Source organism: Corynebacterium sp. HMSC034A01 (genome assembly GCF_001838175.1).
Lineage (GTDB): Bacteria > Actinomycetota > Actinomycetes > Mycobacteriales > Mycobacteriaceae > Corynebacterium.
On sequence record NZ_KV835973.1, the window covers coordinates 170,087 to 189,027 of the forward strand.

Genomic DNA, 18,941 nt, shown 5'->3' on the forward strand with positions numbered 1-18,941 from the left:
CGCTTAGAACTTGGAGAAGCGCTTGATCAGCTGGTTTTCCATCTCGGTCCACGCCTCCGCCTTGTCGGTGAACGGCGCGGACGGCACGTAGCCTGCTGCGCGGGTGGAGCCGAGCATGTACGCCAGGTAGTCCTGCATGCGCGGGTTGGCCAGCAGCAGGGAGTTCAGCGAGTCGTCCTGCGCCCAGTCCGCGGCGTCCGCGAGCAGCTCGTAGGCCTTGGACATCTGTGCCGTGTCCACCGCGTCGGTGCCCTTGTTGATGTCGGCGGCGATGCCGTTGAAGGAGTACGAGTTGTCCGGGTGGACCTCCACCTTCAGCTCGCCCGCGTTGGCGGTGTCGATGAGGTCCTGCCAGGTGGACACACCCGCCAGGTCGTGGTCGTCGTGCTCGAGGATCCAGCGGCCCAGGTGCTTGGTGGAGGGGAAGGTGATGATCTCGCCGTACTTACCCAAAAACACCGGGGCGCCGCGCAGGTAGGTGCGCAGCGTGTACACGCTCTGACCCTGGATGGAGATTTTCACCGGGTCGATGCCGGCGCGGCCCCAGGCGGAGGAGTCGTACGGGTCTTCCGCGGCGGCGCGCGCTTCTTCGTCCGCGCGTGCTTGCTCAGCGGCCGCGGCGCGGGCTTCGGTGGCGGCGGCGATGGCGGTGCCTGCGGCTGCGACGCGTTCGGCGTCGAGCTCTTGCGTATCGACGACACGGACAGACTCGTCCAACGACTTGACCACGTTTTCCCAGTTCGCCAGCACAACGCGGCCGACGCCGGACCACTCGGAGAGGCCGTTTTCACCCGCGTAGTGGTCGGAGCCGCGGTTGACGTTGCCCAGGATGGAGTGGGAGGCGAAGAAAATCTGTGCCTGCTCGGCAGAGGCCACGTCCGCCAGGGAACGGGAGATCTGGAACACCCGCGACAGGCGCGAGACGTTTTCGTGGCTCGGGCGGCCAGCCAGGAACTCGGGGGCGCCGATGATGTCGAAGTGCTGCTTGTCGTTCGGCACCACGCGGTCGTCGCCCTGGGCTTGGAACTGCTGCCACTTGGGGTGGTCCGCCAGGTCGTGAGCGTTGGTTGTTTCCAGGTAGGCCAGGAGTTCCTCGGGCGAGTGGAAGGCCAGCACGGCTTGGTCGTCGCCGAGGAAGGCCTGCCACTCGGTGCCCTTTTCCTTCCAGGTGGGTGCCCACAGGGTGTAGAAGTCGCCCTCGGTTAAGGAGAGTTTGACGGGGAGAATCGCGCGCGTAGTCATGCGGGAAACTTTAGCCGGTCGGCCTCCAGAATCCGCGGAAGGTCATGCCCACATTCTCTGTGCGCACCGGGTTCATCTGCACGGGGTTGCCCGCCTCGATCATCATCCCGTCACCCGCGTACATCGCGGCGTGTCCGGACCACAGCACCAGATCCCCGGGCTGCAGCTCCTGATACGACACCTGCCTGCCCACGGTCTGGTCCGCGGCGACGCGTGGGATTTCCAAACCCGCCTGACTGTACGCCCAGGAGGTCAGGCCGGAGCAGTCGAAGCCGCCGGGTGCGGCACCGCCCCACACGTACGGTGTGCCGAGCTGGCTTTTCGCGGCGTCGACGGCGGCGGCGCCGACAGCGGATCCTGTCTCTTGCGACGGAACAGGCTCCGGCGGCGGGGCAGACGCTTGCTTGTGCTCCGGCGGCGGAGGTGGGGCGACAGTGGAGGCTGGTTTCACCACCGGTGGCGTCGGCTCTGGGGCTTCCTTCGCGGAGGGCGCAACCAGGGAAGCCAGACGCTGCAGTTCTCCGTGGGCCTTCTCTGCGGCCGGGCCCGCGCCGGGGATGGCGCGGTTCATCGCGGCGGACGTGGCAGAAGTGAGCGTGTCCGCAACCGCTCGCAAATCCTTCTCCAGTGTTTTGAGCACCAGGGTGGCGTCCTTGATGGCGTCGGCGATGAGCCCGACCACGTACGCGGCGGCGCCGAGCAGGCCCGCAGGCGAAGCGGCGATTGCCGGCGCCGCCACAGCGTTACGGATGAGCTCGCCGGCGATAGTGCCCAGCTCGAAGGCCGCAGTGCCGATGAGCATGCCGCCGCGCATCACACCGTCGCTGATGGTTGCGCGGTAGTCCGCCAGGTCCGCCGCGGCGCCCACACGTGATGCCCCGGACGTATTTGCCACTGCTGCCAGCGGGTCGAAGTCCTTGAAGTCCGGCATGACGAAACCCGGCAGGGTGGGCAGGTCAAAGGGGAGGAGCTTCACCAGCAGGTTGGCGGTCGCGTGCACATCCAGGCTGACATTGAGCAAGTCGCTGCCCGCCACATCTGATGAGCCGGCGATGCGGTCCAACAGGTCAATTGCGTTGCCGAAGTCGGTTGTCACGGAGCTCATAGCGTGACCCCCAACTTTTGGCAGGTGCAGGTGTCCACGGCCGCGGCGGCATCCACGGCGAGGTCCATCACTTCTGCGATGCGGTGGGCCTCGGCGCGCAGCGCCTCCGCATCTGTGTTCGCTTTGGCGATGGATTCGTTCACCGCGGCGCTGAATTCGCCGAGGGGCCAGGTGCGGGGAAAGGGGACGTCGTGAAGCAATTGCAATTTGGCTGCGTCGTCGCGCAGCGAATCGGTCATGGCGGATACGGCAGCGGAATCAATGTGGAAAACAGTCATGGCCATTGGACGCGGAAAACCCCGCCCCGGTTCCCTCGACGCGAAAAAAATTTTCGCGGCCCGCAGAGTGAACTAGCATGGCCGGCATGGATATCACGGTTGTCAACCACCCACTCGCCGCGTCCCGCCTGACCATCATGCGCGACAAGCGCTCCAACAACGCAGCCTTCCGCGCGGCGCTGGCGGACTTGGGCGCGATGCTCATCTACGAAGCGGCGCGCGACCTTGAGGTGGAGGAATTCGACACCGAAACCCCCGTCGCCACCGCCCGCGGCGCGCGCCTTGCCACCCCGCCGATCATCGTGCCGATCATCCGCGCGGGCCTGGGCATGGTGGACCCGTCGCTGTCCATGATCCCGGACGCGCAAGTGGGCTTTATCGGCCTTGCCCGCGACGAAGAGACGCACGAGCCGGTGCCGTACCTGGAAGCCCTGCCGCAGGATTTGTCCGGCCAGCCCGTGTTCCTTGTGGATCCGATGTTGGCCACCGGCGGTTCGCTGATTCACGCCATCGACCTGTTGGTGGAGCGCGGCGCCGACGACATCACCTGTATTTGCATGGTTTCCGCCCAGCCGGGCGTGGATAAGCTCGAGGCGCACGGTGGCCTGGTGCGCCTGGTCACCGCCACCATCGACCCGGCGCTGAACGAGGACGCCTACATCGTCCCCGGCCTGGGAGATGCCGGCGATCGCCTGTACGGCCCGCGCAACATCGAGCTTTAAGCTTGTCGACGCAGCTGCGGTAGCGCACCCGCCAATCCCGCGCTACATTGCGTGGCAGAACTAGTTGACCGTTCAAGGGGAGCGCCGACACACGGGGGAAAGACTATGGGGGAAGTACTGCCGCAATCGCACTGGGCGAGCTACGCACTGGGATTGGGGGAGCGCGTGCGCGCCATCCGGCTTATGCGGGGCCTGAGCCAAACACGCCTGGCGGAGCTGGCGGGCGTGTCGCGCTCGCTGATCTCGAATCTGGAGCGCAACGACTACAACTCCAAGGTGGCAGACCCCACCTTAAGCACCTGCTACCGGCTGGCCTCAGCACTGCAGGTGCCGCCGGCGGCGCTGCTGCCCGGCGCCGCGGAGAACGTCCAGGGCTATTTTCTGATGTCTGGGGATTCCGGGGCCTCTGGGGCGGAGGCCCCTGCACCGATCAGGTTCCAGTGGCCGCGCAGCGCGCAAGACACCGCCCGGTTCCACGACACGTATCTGCGCCGCGGCGCCCCGCAGGGCACGCCCGCGTTCTAGTTGCCGGCGCTCTAACGGTCTACGTCGAGAACGAGGCCGTCTGCGTTGATGTCGACCTCGATGTCGCGCCACTCGATCTCCCAATAGCCGTCGTCGTCCCACTCGACCTCGGCCTCGCCGTTGCGGGCGGCGGTCAGGGCAGCTTCGACGTCCGCTTCGCTCACGCCCTCCTCGGCCATCTCCGCGCGGGCCTCCTGGGTGTAGTCGGTCACCGCCGTGGGCAGCTCGCCAGCGGCGGCGGGTGCTGCGGGAGCCGGGGCCGCGGCGCCGGCGTCATCGGCGTCGTCAACATCGTCGGCGTCATCCGCGCCCGTGGTCACCGTGACGGTCTCCGGCTCGACGCTTGCCTCAGCGCTTGCTTCAGCGTTCGTCTCGGGGGCAACCTGCTCGGCGGATTCGCCGCACGCCGTGAGGCTGGCGAGCGCCAGGGTCGCGGTGGTCAGTGCAACAGTTGTCCTGGAAGTCATGTGAGCCACCGTAACAACACCTTCCGCACCGCTTTGTCTACTTTGGAGGAAGTGCGCGTACACTCTTGACAACACAACCTGATAGCCGAAGCTGACAAAGGGGAGCGCACGTGGAGAACGCTGGAATCGCCGCTGCGGTGGACCGCTGGTTCACCGACAATCAAGAGCGCGTGATTGGCTGGCGCCGCCACATCCACTCCCACCCGGAGCTATCCAACGAAGAGGTCGCCACCACCGACTTTCTCGTGGAGACGCTGGAAAGCTTCGGGCTGCACCCGGTGCGATTCCCGGGCACTGGCCTGTACGTGGACCTCGGCCCCGCAGAAGGTAAGCGCCTGGCGTTTCGCGCGGACATCGACGCGCTTCGCGTGCCGGAGCAGACGGGCTTAAGCTTCGCATCCTCCAACCCGGGCGTGTCCCACTCCTGCGGCCACGACATACACACCACAATCGCCTTGGGATTGGCCTGCGCGCTGTCCACGGTGGAACTGGAGCACCCGGTCCGTATCATCTTCCAACCAGCCGAGGAAGTCATGGGCGGCGGCGCACTGGACGTGATCAAGTGGGGCGCCCTCGAAGGCGTCGGGGCCATATACGCCGTGCACACCGAGCCGCACATCAAGGTCGGCGAGATCGGCGTGCGCACCGGGGCGATCACTTCGGCTTCCGACGTCATCCGCATCGAAGTCCACGGCCCCGGCGGGCACACCTCGCGCCCGCAGCTGACCGCGGACGTGGTCTACGCCATGGGCGCGCTGATCACCCAGCTGCCAGGCTTGCTGTCGCGCAGGGTGGACCCGCGCACCGGCACTGTGCTGGTATTCGGCCACGCGGAGGCGGGCGACGCCGCCAACGCGATTCCGAAACGCGGCCTGTTGGAGGGCACGCTGCGCACCTCGGATATCACTACCTGGCGCCAGAACGAGGACCTGCTCACAGACCTCATCGACCTCATCGTTGCGCCCACGGGCTGCACCTACCACCTGGACTACATCCGCGGGGTGCCGCCGGTGCTGAACGACGACGCCGCCACCGCGTTGGCAGTCGAGGCCGCCCGCGCGGTGGACCCGCAGTCGGTGGTGGCGGCCCCGCAGTCCAGCGGCGGCGAGGATTTCTCCTGGTATCTCGAGCACGTGCCGGGCGCGATGATGCGCCTCGGCGCCTGGAGCGGGCAGGGCGAATACCAGGACCTGCACCAGGGGAATCTGAACGTGGACGAGCGAGCCATCGGGGTTGGCGTGCGGCTGTTCGGCTCCATTGTGGAGGAGTACTTCCGCCCGGGCGAAGAATAAAACTTCTCTGGGTAGACTGTCACCCAGTTTTGGTTCCCGTCACCCAACCCATGAGGAGTGCTGTTTTGTCCAAGAAGATTGTCATCATCGGTGGAGGCCCGGGCGGCTACGAGGCTGCGCTGATGGCGTCCAAGTACGGTGCGGACATCACCATCGTCGAGGACAGCGGCGCTGGCGGCTCAGCGATCCGGAAGGACGTCGTGCCGTCGAAAAGCTTCATTGCGGGCGCGAACATCAAAAACGACCTGCGCCGCGCGGACGACATGGGCTTGAGCCACGCGCTGGGCGATTCGAAGCTGTCGCTGTTGGCGCTCAATGAGCGCGTGAAGGCGCTCGCCGGCAAGCAGTCGGACGACATCCGCGCCCAGCTCGAGCAGGGCGGCGTGCGCTTCATCGAGGGCCGCGCGCGCTTCGCGGACGAGCAGAAGGGCCACACCACCCACAACATCGAGGTTCAGGCTGCAGACGGGTCGACGGAGACGCTGACCTGCAACATGGTGCTCGTGTGCGTCGGCGCGAGCCCGCGCGTGCTCAAGGGCGCGGAGCCGGACGGCGAGCGCATCCTGAACTGGCGCCAGATGTACGACCTGAAGGATCTGCCCACCCACCTGATCGTGGTCGGCTCCGGCGTCACCGGCGCGGAGTTCGTCTCCGCGTTCGCCGAGCTCGGTGTGAAGGTGACCATGGTCGCCTCGCGCGACCGCATCCTGCCTCACGACGACGCCGACGCCGCCGACGTGCTCGAGGACGTGCTGGCGGACCGCGGCGTGCAGCTGGAAAAGGACGCCCGCGTGGAGCGCGTGGAAAACACCGGCGAAGGCGTGGTTGTGCACACCACCGACGGCCGCGCCATCGAAGGCTCGCACGTGATGATGTCCATCGGCTCCATCCCGAACACCGCCGACCTCAACCTGGAGGCCGCCGGTGTGGAGGTCACCCCGTCCGGCCACATCCACGTCGACCGCGTCTCCCGCACCAACGTCGCCGGCATCTACGCCGCCGGCGACTGCACGGACCTGATGCCGCTGGCGTCCGTGGCCGCGCAGCAGGGGCGCATCGCCGTGGACCACGCGCTCGGCGAGGGCGTCACCCCGATCCGCCTGAAGACCGTGGGCAACGCCGTGTTCACCCGCCCGGAGATCGCCGCAGTGGGCGTGACTGAGCAGCAGATCCGCAACGGCGAGGTCGACGCCGACATCTACAAGCTGCCGCTGGCGACCAACCCGCGCGCGAAGATGCGCTCGCTGCAGTACGGCTTTGTCAAGATCTTCGCCCGCAAGGGCTCCGGCCAGGTGCTCGGCGGCGTGATCGTCGCGCCGACCGCCTCCGAGCTGATCCTTTCGCTGACCATCGCCGTGGCCAACAACCTCACCGTGCGCCAGCTCGCCGGCTCCATGGCGGTCTACCCGTCGCTGTCCGGCTCCATCACCGAGGCTGCACGCCGCCTGGTCACCAACACCGACCTGGACTAGGTCCGGACTAGTACTCCGGAAACGCCCGCTGCGGACACTTCGTGCGCGGGCATGTAGCGCACCCGGGGCCGATCGGGGTGGCGGATGCCGGGTCCACGTCCAGGCCGTCGGCGTAGACCAGCTCGTGGGCGTGCGCGGCGTCGCAGCCCAGCGCCACCGCGTGCTCGCGCCGTGGAAGGCCGAAGCCGACAGCCGGCCCCTGCACCATCCGCGCCACCCACAGCTGCGTTCGCCCGTCCGGGGTGGTGGAGACCTGCCTGGTCACCCGGTTCGGGGTTTCAAAGGCGCGGTGCACCACCCACAGCGGGCACGTCGCGCCAGAGCGCGAGAAGTGGAACCCGGCCGTGGCCTGGCGTTTGGACACGTTGCCGGCGCGGTCCGTGCGGATGAACACGAACGGCACCGCTTTCGCGCCCGGGCGCTGCAGGGTGCCCAGGCGCTGGCAGGTGGATTCGAAGCCGGTGCCGAAGCGGGCGGAGACGACGTCGATGTCGTAGCGCGTCTCTTTTGCTGCGGCGAGCACCTCCGCGTACGGCATGGTGACAGCTGCGGCGTAGTACTGTGCCAGGCCGTGGGTGGTGACGTTGCGGGCCGGAGGGTCGTCGATAGGCGATGTGAGCTCCGCGATCTCTCGGTCGTGCGCGAGCGCGCCGTAGTGGTAGGCCAGCTCGAAGCACTGTTGCGCTTCAGTGAGTCCAGCCCGCAACCGGATCTCGCGGGGCTGCCTATCGACGGCACTGCGCCCTCGAACGTCCTGGTTAAAGCGCACGGGGTAGCCGAAGTCCTTATCTAGCGCCGCAGCTAGACGAGTCAGGCGCATCTGGCGGCCGCCGAGGTGCTCCGCCAGGGACTCCGCGGCCGTGTCCAGCGCGTGGAAGTAATTGCCGTGGTCCTGGAAGAAGTTGCGCGTGGCTTCGTACGGGTTGGGGGAGCTGTCTTGCAGCCGCGCGGGGATGCCGCGCACCTTGTCCGCGATGCCCGGGTACGCGCGGGCGAAGGCGGCCAACTCGTGTTCGGGGGTGTCGGGGATGAGCTCCGCCAAGTCCGCGGCGGCGGCGCGCTCAGCCGCGCCGGAGAAGTACGCCGCGTCCACCCCGAACGTGGCGGTGAGCTGCACAAGCACACTCGCGGTCAGCGGTCGCTGGTTATTCTCCAGCTGGTTGAGGTAGCTGGGGGAGAGCTCCAGCATCTTGGCCATCTCCGCTTGCGTGAGGCCGCGAGTGGAACGCAGCGTGTGAATTTGTCCCCCCGCGTAGAGCTTCGCCATAGCCGTCTTACCTCTCAGATTCCGCTGTTGCGCTGCCGATTTACAACACTTTGCAAATCGGCCTGATTTTGGACGCAAGAATACACACAAATGACTATGACCCGCGACACATTCACGGCCTTAGTATGAGGCACACCATCACGGCCGGTTTTGGAAGGAGCCTCACGCATGATCAACCACAAAGTACGCACCCATAAGTCCGCCGAGGACTTTCCCATCGAAGAGCATCTGGCGTACAAGATCGCCAAGGTCGCAGTCGACCCGGTTGAGGTGCCGGAAGACACCCGCGAGATGATCATTAACCGCATCATCGACAATGCCTCCGTCGCCGTCGCCTCCTACAACCGCCGCCCCGTCGCCGTGGCCCGCGAAATGGCCAAGGCGCACCCCGCCGACAACAACGGCGCGCTCGTCTTCGGCGAGGACGGCACCTACTCCGCCGAGTGGGTCGCCTTCGCCAACGGCACCGCCGTGCGCGAGCTGGACTACCACGACACCTTCCTCGCCGCCGAGTACTCCCACCCGGGCGACAACATCCCGCCGATCCTCGCCGTCGCCCAGCACAAGGGCCTGGACGGCAAGGCTCTGATCCGCGGCATCGCCACCGGCTACGAAATCCAAGTCAACCTGGTCAAGGGCATCTGCCTCCACGAGTTCAAGATCGACCACGTGGCCCACCTCGGCCCGTCGGCAGCCGCAGGCATCGGCACCATGCTCGGCCTGGACGTGGACACCATCTACCAGGCTGTGGGTCAGGCGCTGCACACCACCACCGCCACCCGGCAGTCCCGCAAGGGGCTGATCTCGTCGTGGAAGGCCTCCGCCCCCGCGTTCGCCGGCAAGATGGCCATCGAGGCCGTGGACCGCGCCATGCGCGGCGAGGGAGCGCCCGCACCGATCTGGGAAGGCGAAGACGGGTTCATCGCCTGGATGCTGCACTCCCCGGAGCGCACCTACACCGTGCCGCTGCCGGCGGACGGCGAGGAAAAGCGCGCGATCCTGGAGACCTACACCAAGGAGCACTCCGCCGAGTACCAGGCGCAGGCCCCGATCGACCTGGCCCGCCGCATGAAGCAGACCATCGCAGACGCCGGCAAGACCACCGCCGAGATCGAGTCCATCGTGCTGCACACTTCGCACCACACTCACTACGTCATCGGCACCGGCGCGAACGACCCGCAGAAGATGGACCCGGCCGCCTCCCGCGAGACGCTGGACCACTCCATCATGTACATGTTCGCAGTCGCGCTTGAAGACGGCGGCTGGCACCACGTGGACTCCTACACCCCGGAGCGCGCAGGCCGCCCGGAGACCGTCGAACTCTGGCACAAGGTCTCCACCGTGGAGGACCCGGAGTGGACCCGCCGGTACCACTCAACCGACCCGGACGAAAAGGCCTTCGGCGCACGCGCGGTGATCACCTTCCAAGACGGCACGGTCATCGAAGACGAGATGGCAGTCGCGGACGCGCACCCCTACGGCGCGCGCCCGTTTGTACGCGAAAACTACATTGCCAAGTTCCGGACGCTGGCCGAAGGCATCGTCGATAAGCAAGAGCAGGACCGCTTCCTTAACGCGGTGCAGGATCTAGAAAACCTCACCGACCTGACCGAGCTGAACATCCGCGTCAGCGACGCCACGCGCGACGCGGCCGAGGAGATCCCGGGAGGCATCTTCTAATGTTCGCACCCGAGAAAACCCCGAACGAGCGCCGCAAAGCACTGCGCGCTTCGCTTAACGACGAGCGCATCACCACCCTTCCCGGCGCGTTTAACCCGCTGACGGCCCGCCTCATCGAAGACATCGGCGCGTTCTCCGGCGTCTACGTCTCCGGCGCTGTGGTAGCCAACGACCTGGGTCTGCCGGACATCGGCCTGACCACCCTGTCCGAGGTGGCCAACCGCGGCGGCCAGATCGCCCGCGCCACCAACCTGCCCGTGCTCATCGACGCCGACACCGGCTTCGGCGAGCCCATGTCCGCCGCCCGCACCGTCGCCGAGTTCGAAGCCGCAGGCCTGGCCGCGCTGCACCTGGAAGACCAGGTCAACCCGAAGCGCTGCGGCCATCTCGATGGCAAGGAAGTCGTGCCCACCGGCCTGATGGTGCGCCGCATCACCGCCGCGGTGCGCGAGCGCCAGGACGACGACTTTGTCATCTGCGCGCGCACCGACGCCGCAGGCATCGAGGGCATCGACGAGGCCATCGAACGCGCCAAGGCCTACGCGGACGCCGGCGCCGACCTGATCTTCACCGAGGCGCTGTACTCCGAGGCGGACTTTGCCAAGTTCCGTGAGGCCGTCGATACGCCCCTGCTTGCGAACATGACCGAGTTCGGCAAAACCGAGCTGATGAGCGCCAAGCAACTGGAAGACCTCGGCTACAACGCCGTGATCTGGCCAGTGACCACCTTCCGCATCGCCATGGGCCAGACCGAGGAGATGCTGCGCGACATGGCCGAAACCGGCACGCAGGTGCCGTGGCTGGACAAGATGCAGCACCGATCCCGGCTCTACGAGCTGGTCCGGTACGACGAATACAACCAGTTCGACCAGTCCGTTTTCACCTACTCCAAGGACACCTACAGCTCCACCTTTGAGAAGTAGGCCCCCACCAACCCCCAAGAACGAGGAGAGATCCATCATGACCGAGCAAGACATCCGCAAGGGCCTCAACGGTGTCGTCGCAGACTACACCGCCGTGTCCAAGGTGAACCCGGAGACCAACTCGCTGCTCTACCGCGGCTACCCGGTCCAGGAGCTGGCCGAGCACTGCTCCTTCGAGGAAGTGGCCTACCTGCTGTGGAATGGCGAGCTGCCCAACGACGAGCAGCTGGCGGAGTTCCGCGGCGGCTGCATGGAAAACCGCGACATCGACGAAGAGCTGATCCAAGTGATCAACTTCATGCCGAAAGACTGCCACCCGATGGACGTGCTGCGCACCGCAGTGTCCTACCTGGGCGCTGAGGACCCGGAGAAGTTCACCCCGAACTCCGACCATCTGCGCGGCATCGGCCGCAAGCTGCTGGCGAAGCTGCCCACCATCGTCGCCACGGACATCCGCCGCCGCCAGGGCAAGGACTACATCGCGCCGAGCAAGGAGAAGGGCTTTTCCGAGAACTTCCTCTGGATGGTCTTCGGCGACGGGGAGAACTCGCCGGCGAGCATCCCGTCCGACATCGAGGCGTTTGAGAAGACGATGATCCTCTACGCGGAGCACTCCTTCAACGCCTCCACCTTCACCGCCCGCACCATCGCCTCGACCATGTCCGACGGCTGGTCCGCCATCACCGGCGGCATCGGCGCGCTCAAGGGGCCGCTGCACGGCGGCGCCAACGAGTTTGTGATGCACCACATGGAGGAAATTGGCGACCCGGCCAAGGCGGAGCAGTGGTGCCTGGACAAGCTGAAGAACAAGGAGCTTGTCATGGGCTTCGGCCACCGTGTGTACAAGAAAGGCGACTCGCGCGTGCCCACCATGGAGGCCGCGTTTAAGAAGCTCGCCGCGGAGCACCCGGAGAAGGACGCCCAGAAGTGGGTGGAGATGTACGACATCATGGCCAAAACCATGTACGAGAACACCTCCATCAAGATCCGCCCGAACCTGGATTTCCCGTCGGGTCCCGCGTACTACATCCTCGGCTTCGACATCGAGTTCTTCACCCCGCTATTCGTGATGTCCCGCATCACCGGCTGGACCGCGCACGTCATCGAGCAGTTTGAGAACAACTCGTTGATCCGCCCGCTGTCCGCCTACAACGGGCCGGAGGAACGCCACATCGAGCGCTAAATCGTTCTACCCCCGAAACGCGGGCTGTCGCTTGTCGACGGCCCGCGTTTTTCCACCCCCATGCGGGCCCCCAAAGTGCCCCGAAAATGATGTGATCTGTATTAAACTTGTCCTATCCGTATGACCGCTAAAACTTCCTTTGTGAAAGGAAACCGATGAACCCGGATAACCTCCCGCTTCACGACCTGCCCGCCTTCAGCAAAATCCTGGTGGCCAACCGCGGCGAAATCGCCGTCCGCGCCTTCCGTGCAGCATTCGAGACCGGCGCGAAGACCGTCGCCGTGTACCCCCGCGAGGACCGCAACTCCTTCCACCGCCCCTTCGCGGACGAGGCCGTCCAGATCGGCGAACCTGGCCAGCCGGTGAAGTCCTACCTGGACATCGACGAGATCATCCGCGCCGCGAAAGAAACCGGCGCGGACGCCATTTACCCGGGCTACGGGTTCCTGTCCGAGCGCGCCGACCTGGCGCGCGCCTGCCGCGACAACGGCATCAAGTTCATCGGCCCCACTCCGGAAACGCTGGACCTGACGGGCGACAAGTCCGCCGCCGTCCAGGCCGCGGAGCGCGCCGGCCTGCCGGTGCTGAAGGACTCCGAGCCGTCTGCCGACCCGAAGCAGCTGGCGGAGTACGCCAAGGACTTCGAATTCCCTGTCTTCGTCAAAGCGGTCGCCGGAGGCGGCGGGCGCGGCATGCGCTTTATTGAGCGACCGGAGGACGTCGAGAAGCTTGCTGCTGAAGCCTCCCGCGAAGCGGAGGCCGCGTTCGGCGACCCGAACGTCTACATCGAGCGCGCCGTGATCCGCCCGCAGCACATCGAGGTGCAGATCATGGCCGACTCCCACGGCAACGTCGTGCACCTGTTTGAGCGCGACTGCTCCGTGCAGCGCCGCCACCAGAAGGTCGTGGAGATCGCTCCGGCCCAGCACATCACCGAAGAGCAGCGCCAGCGCATCTGCCAGGACGCGGTGAACTTCTGCAAGGAGATCAATTACGAGGGCGCCGGCACCGTCGAGTTCCTCGTGGACGAGTCCGGCAACCACGTGTTCATCGAGATGAACCCGCGCGTGCAGGTCGAGCACACCGTGACCGAGGAAGTCACCGGCATCGACATCGTGAAAAACCAGATGTACATCGCCGCCGGCGCGAAGCTGGAGCAGCTCCACCTCACCCAGGACCTCATCGAGGTCAACGGCGCCGCCCTGCAGTGCCGCATCACCACCGAGGACCCCGCCAACGGCTTTAGGCCGGACTCCGGCGTGGTCACCGGCTACCAGTCGCCGGGCGGCGCGGGCGTGCGTCTCGACGGCAACGTGGCCGTCGGCACCACCATCACCCCGAACTTCGACTCGCTGCTGGTGAAGATGACCTGCCGCGGCCGCAACTTCCAGGTCGCCGTAGACCGCGCACTGCGCGCCCTCAACGAGTTCACCATCAACGGCCTGTCCACCAACATCGGCTTCCTGCGCGCCCTGTTGAGCGAGCCGGAGTTCCGCCACGAGCGCATCAACACCGGTTTCATCGCGGACCACCCGCACCTGCTGGAGGCGCCGGCCGCAGCCGATGACGCCGGCAAGATCCTCAACTACCTGGCCTCCGTGACGGTGAACCAGCCCAACGGCCCGCGCCCGACCAACATCCGCCCGTCCAAGAAGCTGCCGGAAGCCAAATACGGCGACCTGCCGCGCGGCTCCCGCGACGAGCTGCTCGAGCTCGGCCCGAAGAAATGGGCGGAGAAGCTGCGCAACCAGACCGCGCTGGGTGTCACCGAGACCACCTTCCGCGACGCGCACCAGTCGCTGCTGGCCACGCGCATCCGCACTAACACCCTGGTCGCTGCCGCGAAGCACGTCGGCCACCTCACTCCGGAGCTGACCTCCGTCGAGGCCTGGGGCGGCGCCACCTACGACGTGGGCATGCGCTTCCTCCACGAGTCGCCCTGGATGCGCCTGGACGAGCTGCGCGAGGCGATGCCGAACGTGAACATCCAGATGCTGCTGCGCGGCCGCAACACCGTGGGCTACACCCCGTACCCGGACTCCGTGACCAAGGCGTTCGTGCGCGAGGCCGCCACCTCCGGCATCGACATCTTCCGCATCTTCGACGCGCTCAACGACGTCTCCCAGATGCGCCCGGCCATCGACGCGGTGCTGGAGACCAACACCACCGTCGCCGAGGTGGCCATGGCCTACTCCGGCAACCTGATGGACCCGGCGGAAGACCTGTACACGCTGGACTACTACCTCAAGTTGGCCGAGGAGATCGTCGACGCCGGCGCCCACGTCCTAGCTATCAAGGACATGGCGGGCCTGATGCGCCCGGCAGCCGCCGCCAAGCTGGTCACCGCGCTGCGCGAGCGCTTCGACCTGCCGGTGCACGTGCACACCCACGACACCGCGGGCGGCCAGCTGGCCACCTACCTGGCGGCCGCGAACGCCGGCGCCGACGTGGTCGACGTCGCCTCTGCGCCGCTGGCGGGCACCACCTCCCAGCCGTCCATGTCCGCCCTCGTCGCCGCGTTCGCGGAAACGGAGCGCGACACCGGCATCGACCTGCAGGCCGTCTTCGACATGGAGCCCTACTGGGAGGCCGTGCGACAGGTCTACGCCCCGTTCGAGTCCGGCATCCCGGGCCCGACCGGCCGCGTGTACAAGCACGAGATCCCGGGCGGCCAGCTGTCCAACCTGCGCACGCAGGCCAAGGCGCTTGGTCTGGAAGACCGCTTCGAGCTCATCGAGGACTACTACGCCGGCGTGAACGAGATTCTCGGCCGTCCGACGAAGGTCACCCCGTCCTCCAAGGTCGTCGGCGACCTGGCGCTGCAGCTGGTGGGCCAGGGCGTGAGCCCGCAGGAGTTCGCCGAGAACCCGCGCAAGTACGACATCCCGGAATCCGTCATCGGCTTCCTGCAGGGCGAGCTGGGCACGCCTCCCGGCGGCTGGCCGCTGCTGCGCGACAAGGCGCTGGAGAACCGCAGCGAGGTCGACCACACCGTCCAGGTGCCGGAAGATCTGGCCGCTGACCTTCAGTCCGAGGACCACGACACCCGCCGCGCCGCCCTGGACAAGCTGCTCTTCCCGAAGCAGTACGCCGAGTACCAGGAGCACCTGCGCACCTACGGCATCACCGACCAGTTGGGCGACAAGGCGTTCTTCTACGGCCTCGAAGAGGGCGAGGAGACCATGATCTGGTACGGCGAGATCGACGAGAACCGCCCGCCGCTGGTGGTCAGCCTCGACGCTGTGGGCGAGCCGGACGAAAAGGGCATGCGCCAGGTCATCCTCACGGTCAACGGCCAGGTCCGCCCGATCACGGTGCGCGACGAGTCCGCCGAGTCCTCCGTCGCCGAGGTGGAGAAAGCCGACTCCTCCAACCCGGGCCACGTGGCAGCACCGTTCGCCGGCGCAGTGACCGTGACCGTCAAGGAGGGCGACGAGGTCAAGGCCGGCGACCCGGTGGCCACCATCGAGGCCATGAAGATGGAAGCCGCGATCTCCGCCACCAAGGACGGCAAGATCGAGCGCATCGCGTTCACCCAGCCGACCAAGGTGGAAGGCGGCGACCTCGTGGTAGTCATCGCCTAACGGGGGCAGTGTTGTCAGCACCGCGCGGACCGTCTAGCGGCCGCGCGGTGTTTGTTTTGCTGTCCGGGGTTTGCGGATCTGTTAGTTCGCCGCGACGGGCTGCTAGCAGATCAAGTGTTCAACTTTGGGTTTCTCCAGGTGGTGTTGGAAAAGACTGCCAGTAACAGCGTGATCTGCTAGTTGCCCGACCAAGGCGGCGCGGGGAACTAGCAGATCCGGTGACGAGGCGTGTGCGGAGCGGTGCCGAGGCGCGGTCGAGCACCGGTCGGTCGCGCGCCGGCGGCGCGAGCCTACGCCGTGAAGTCCTCCACGTCCACGGCCATGACGTTGTCCTGGCCCTCGACATTCTTGAAGCCGAACTTCTCGTAGCGGTGGCGCGCCCGGTCGTTGTCCGGGTCCACCCACAGCGCCACCTTCGGCGCGCCTTGGCGCTTGGCCAGCTCGACCGCGGCCCGCAGGAGCTTCACCGCGAGGCGGTTGCCCGCGTAGCGGTTTTCCACCGCGATGGCGATTTCGGGGATGTTGGGGCCGAGGTTCGCGTGGCCGTCGTCAGGCGACTGCCAGTACCGTAACCACACACCACCTGCAGGGACGTGGAACTGGTCGAATGCGATGATGCCACTTTCGCGCTCTGGGTCCCACTGGCCTACGTAGCTTTCGGAGCCTTCGCGCTCGCTTTCGCCCAGGTCGCCGTCCTCGTTGCCGAAGACATCGGTGAGGTAATTCAGCCGTCGCAGGTAGGTGCGGTCGGACTCTGTGGCCTCGCGCAGTTGGAACTCGGGTGTGTAATCCATGCGCTCCACGTTAATCTTTCTCCATGCTTCGACGCATTTGTCTATCGACGTCCACCGCCCTGGCCCTCGCCGCTACCCCCGCATTCGCCGTGGCAGCGCCCGTGGTCAAGGACGCGCCGGCGACCGCCGGGGTTGAATCCGGCGCCACCCCCGTCGTGCGCCAGGGCGACTTGGTGGATGTTTTGGGCAAGGGGCGCTGCACCCTCGCGTTCAACGACCGGGGCCAGAACGTCAGCTACACCGCCGGTCACTGCGGCCAGGAGGGGGATCGTGCTGTGGTTGTGGGCAAAGGCTTCCGGGCAACTGGCACGTTTCACCCCTCTGCAGCGATGAACGAGGACGAGGGCACTGCCAATGACTGGGGTGTGATCCGCTGGGACGACGGCGTGAAACTGGGCGCAAACGGGATTTCCGGTGATTCGGTGGTGGCGCCGTCGCTGATGCGCTCGGGCGACCCGGTATGCGTGTATGGCGCCGCCAGCAAGAAGACCACCTGCGGCAGCTTCGCGGGCGTCCTCGGTAACAACCTGTACTGGGACGGCCCGTCCGGCAAACCCGGGGACTCCGGCGGCCCGGTGTGGGTGGAGGGCAAAGGCTTTTTGTCCATCTACACCGGCGTGAGCCTGGCGGTGGGGAGCAACGGCGAGGAAGGGCGTCTCAACCGCAGCTCCGTGCCGGACAACGGCCCACAGGTGAGCCCTGAAGAGGAGCTGGAGCTGCTGGCGGAGGCGAAGCGCATCAAGACACCCGTGGCGCACGAGACAGCGGTTCCGGGAGGCACACCCGAAAAGGTGAAAGCCGGCAGCGGCAGCTCTGACGTGAGCGCGGTGGGGATCACCGCGATCGTGCTCGTCGCGCTCGCCGGGGTGCTGTTCGCGCTGCCGCAGATTGTCAGCGCGCTGCCGCCGCAGTACCGCGAGCCCGCGCTGCGGATCATGCAGGGCTGGGGCTCGTAACGGGAGGGGCTACTTCAGCTCCATCAGCACGGCGCCCTTGTTTACCTGGCCGCCAGCCTCGACGGCCAGGCCAGTCACGGTGCCGGCCTTGTGAGCCTTGACCGGGTTTTCCATCTTCATCGCTTCCAGCACGACCAGCACGTCGCCCTCGGCGACCTCCTGGCCTTCCTCCACGTTGACCTTGATCACGGAGCCCTGCATGGGGGAGGCGACGGCGTCGCCGGACACGGCTGCCTTGCCCGCCCGGCGCTTCTTCGGCTTGCGCTTGGCCGGGCCTGCGGCGACGAGCTCCTCGGGCAGGGCGACCTCGATGCGGCGGCCGTCGATCTCCACCGCGAACGTGCGGCGTGCTGGGGCTTCGGTCTCCGCGTCCTCGTCGGCTATCGGGGTGGTGGGCAGCTCGCCGTCCCACTCCTCTTCGATCCAACGGGTGTAGACGCCGAAGCCGTCCTCGTCGCCGACAAACGCCGGGTTGTCCAGGATGGCCTGGTGGAACGGGATCACGGTGGGGAAGCCGGCCACCATGTACTCGCCGAGGGCGCGGCGGGCGCGCTCGATCGCCTCCTGGCGGGTTGCGCCTGTAACGATCAGCTTGGCCAGCATCGAGTCGAACTGTCCGCCGACCACGGAGCCTGCGCGCACACCGGAATCCACGCGCACACCCGGGCCGGCCGGCTCCGCGTAGGCGGTGACGGTGCCCGGCGCCGGCATGAAGTTCGCCGCCGCGTCCTCGCCGTTGATGCGGAACTCGATGGCGTGGCCGTGGGGGACCGGGTCGGCGTCGATACGCAATTGCTCACCGCGGGCGATGCGGAACTGCTCGCGCACCAGGTCGATGCCGGTGGTGGCCTCAGTGACGGGGTGTTCCACCTGCAGGCGGGTGTTGACCTCCAGGAAGGAGATCAGCCCGTCGGAGCCGACCAAGTACTCCACGGTGCCCGCGCCGAAGTAACCGGCTTCGCGGCAGATGGCCTTTGCGGACGCGTGGATGCGCTCGCGCTGCTCGTCGGTGAGGAACGGCGCCGGGGCCTCTTCCACAAGCTTCTGAAAGCGGCGCTGCAGGGAGCAGTCGCGCGTGCCGACGACCACGACGTTGCCGTGCTGGTCCGCCAGCACCTGCGCCTCCACGTGGCGCGCCTTATCCAGGTAGCGCTCCACGAAGCACTCGCCGCGGCCGAACGCGGCGGTGGCCTCGCGGGTGGCGGACTCGTACAGCTCCGGGATCTCCTCGAGTGTGTAGGCCACCTTCATGCCGCGGCCGCCGCCACCGAACGCCGCCTTGATCGCCACGGGCAGGCCGTGTTCTTCAGCGAAGGCGACAACCTCGTCGGCGCCGGCAACCGGGTCCTTCGTGCCCGGCGCCATCGGGGCCTGCGCGGCCTCGGCGATGTGGCGGGCGGTGACCTTGTCGCCAAGTGCTGCGATCGCCTCCGGCGGCGGGCCGATCCAGG

At 66.8% G+C, this 18,941-nt stretch carries 16 protein-coding genes; 9 read left to right on the plus strand and 7 right to left on the minus strand.

From position 1 onward, the window contains the following. Positions 1-3 precede the first annotated feature (3 nt). The 3 genes from HMPREF2791_RS08515 to HMPREF2791_RS08525 are packed head-to-tail and all read right to left on the minus strand — an operon-like array spanning position 4 to position 2,625. Positions 4-1,242 (minus strand): hypothetical protein, encoded by a 1,239-nt coding sequence (locus HMPREF2791_RS08515; protein ID WP_070476030.1) that lies wholly within the window; start codon positions 1,240-1,242, stop codon positions 4-6. 10 nt (positions 1,243-1,252) lie between these two features. After that, positions 1,253-2,347, minus strand: coding sequence for a C40 family peptidase (locus tag HMPREF2791_RS11645; RefSeq protein WP_246825491.1), 1,095 nt, complete (start codon positions 2,345-2,347; stop codon positions 1,253-1,255). Further along, a complete protein-coding gene (locus tag HMPREF2791_RS08525) occupies positions 2,344-2,625 on the minus strand; it encodes a hypothetical protein (protein ID WP_141764953.1) in 282 nt (93 codons plus the stop codon). The genes HMPREF2791_RS11645 and HMPREF2791_RS08525 overlap by 4 nt, the downstream gene beginning before the upstream one ends. Positions 2,626-2,711: 86 nt before the next feature. Here HMPREF2791_RS08525 and upp point away from each other — a divergent pair, with 86 nt between their 5' ends. Further along, positions 2,712-3,347 (plus strand): uracil phosphoribosyltransferase, encoded by a 636-nt coding sequence (upp, locus tag HMPREF2791_RS08530; RefSeq protein WP_070476205.1) that lies wholly within the window; start codon positions 2,712-2,714, stop codon positions 3,345-3,347. 105 nt (positions 3,348-3,452) lie between these two features. Then, entirely contained in the window at positions 3,453-3,872 is a 420-nt protein-coding gene (locus tag HMPREF2791_RS08535; protein WP_070845019.1) for a helix-turn-helix transcriptional regulator, read from the plus strand. Positions 3,873-3,883: 11 nt separating this feature from the next. Here the strand turns inward: HMPREF2791_RS08535 and HMPREF2791_RS08540 are convergent, their stop codons facing one another. Beyond that, positions 3,884-4,339: a hypothetical protein gene (locus HMPREF2791_RS08540; protein WP_070845020.1), complete on the minus strand. Its 456-nt coding sequence runs from the start codon at positions 4,337-4,339 to the stop codon at positions 3,884-3,886. 110 nt (positions 4,340-4,449) lie between these two features. On the opposite strand from HMPREF2791_RS08540, the gene HMPREF2791_RS08545 reads away from it, so the two are divergent. Next, the gene (locus HMPREF2791_RS08545; protein WP_070476042.1) at positions 4,450-5,631 is read left to right on the plus strand and encodes an amidohydrolase; all 1,182 of its coding nucleotides are present in this window, start codon (positions 4,450-4,452) and stop codon (positions 5,629-5,631) included. Between the two features lie 65 nt (positions 5,632-5,696). Next, on the plus strand, positions 5,697-7,103 hold the full coding sequence (locus tag HMPREF2791_RS08550) for an NAD(P)H-quinone dehydrogenase (RefSeq protein WP_070476044.1): 1,407 nt from the start codon (positions 5,697-5,699) through the stop codon (positions 7,101-7,103). Positions 7,104-7,110: 7 nt separating this feature from the next. Here the strand turns inward: HMPREF2791_RS08550 and HMPREF2791_RS08555 are convergent, their stop codons facing one another. After that, positions 7,111-8,370, minus strand: a complete 1,260-nt coding sequence (locus HMPREF2791_RS08555; protein ID WP_070476047.1) for a helix-turn-helix domain-containing protein — start codon at positions 8,368-8,370, stop codon at positions 7,111-7,113. 168 nt (positions 8,371-8,538) lie between these two features. Here HMPREF2791_RS08555 and prpD point away from each other — a divergent pair, with 168 nt between their 5' ends. The 4 genes from prpD to HMPREF2791_RS08575 all read left to right on the plus strand — a co-directional run bounded on the left by prpD (position 8,539) and on the right by HMPREF2791_RS08575 (position 15,740). Continuing rightward, complete coding sequence (prpD, locus tag HMPREF2791_RS08560) at positions 8,539-10,050, plus strand: 2-methylcitrate dehydratase PrpD (RefSeq protein WP_070476050.1); 1,512 nt, start codon at positions 8,539-8,541, stop codon at positions 10,048-10,050. Next, positions 10,050-10,973: a methylisocitrate lyase gene (gene prpB / locus HMPREF2791_RS08565; RefSeq protein WP_070476053.1), complete on the plus strand. Its 924-nt coding sequence runs from the start codon at positions 10,050-10,052 to the stop codon at positions 10,971-10,973. Before prpD ends, prpB begins: the two co-directional genes overlap by 1 nt. Before the next feature lie 37 nt (positions 10,974-11,010). Next, complete coding sequence (locus HMPREF2791_RS08570; RefSeq protein ID WP_070476056.1) at positions 11,011-12,156, plus strand: bifunctional 2-methylcitrate synthase/citrate synthase; 1,146 nt, start codon at positions 11,011-11,013, stop codon at positions 12,154-12,156. Between the two features lie 155 nt (positions 12,157-12,311). After that, the gene (locus HMPREF2791_RS08575) at positions 12,312-15,740 is read left to right on the plus strand and encodes a pyruvate carboxylase (protein WP_070845021.1); all 3,429 of its coding nucleotides are present in this window, start codon (positions 12,312-12,314) and stop codon (positions 15,738-15,740) included. A gap of 290 nt (positions 15,741-16,030) precedes the next feature. Here the strand turns inward: HMPREF2791_RS08575 and HMPREF2791_RS08580 are convergent, their stop codons facing one another. After that, positions 16,031-16,534 carry a GNAT family N-acetyltransferase gene (locus HMPREF2791_RS08580; protein ID WP_070476209.1) on the minus strand — a complete coding sequence of 168 codons (504 nt, stop codon included), beginning with the start codon at positions 16,532-16,534 and terminating at the stop codon, positions 16,031-16,033. Between the two features lie 23 nt (positions 16,535-16,557). On the opposite strand from HMPREF2791_RS08580, the gene HMPREF2791_RS08585 reads away from it, so the two are divergent. Continuing rightward, the gene (locus HMPREF2791_RS08585; protein WP_141741412.1) at positions 16,558-17,490 is read left to right on the plus strand and encodes a chymotrypsin family serine protease; all 933 of its coding nucleotides are present in this window, start codon (positions 16,558-16,560) and stop codon (positions 17,488-17,490) included. Between the two features lie 9 nt (positions 17,491-17,499). On the opposite strand, the gene HMPREF2791_RS08590 is transcribed toward HMPREF2791_RS08585, so the two are convergent. Beyond that, positions 17,500-18,941 (minus strand): acetyl/propionyl/methylcrotonyl-CoA carboxylase subunit alpha (locus tag HMPREF2791_RS08590; RefSeq protein ID WP_070845023.1); only part of this gene is annotated, 1,442 nt, incomplete at its 5' end.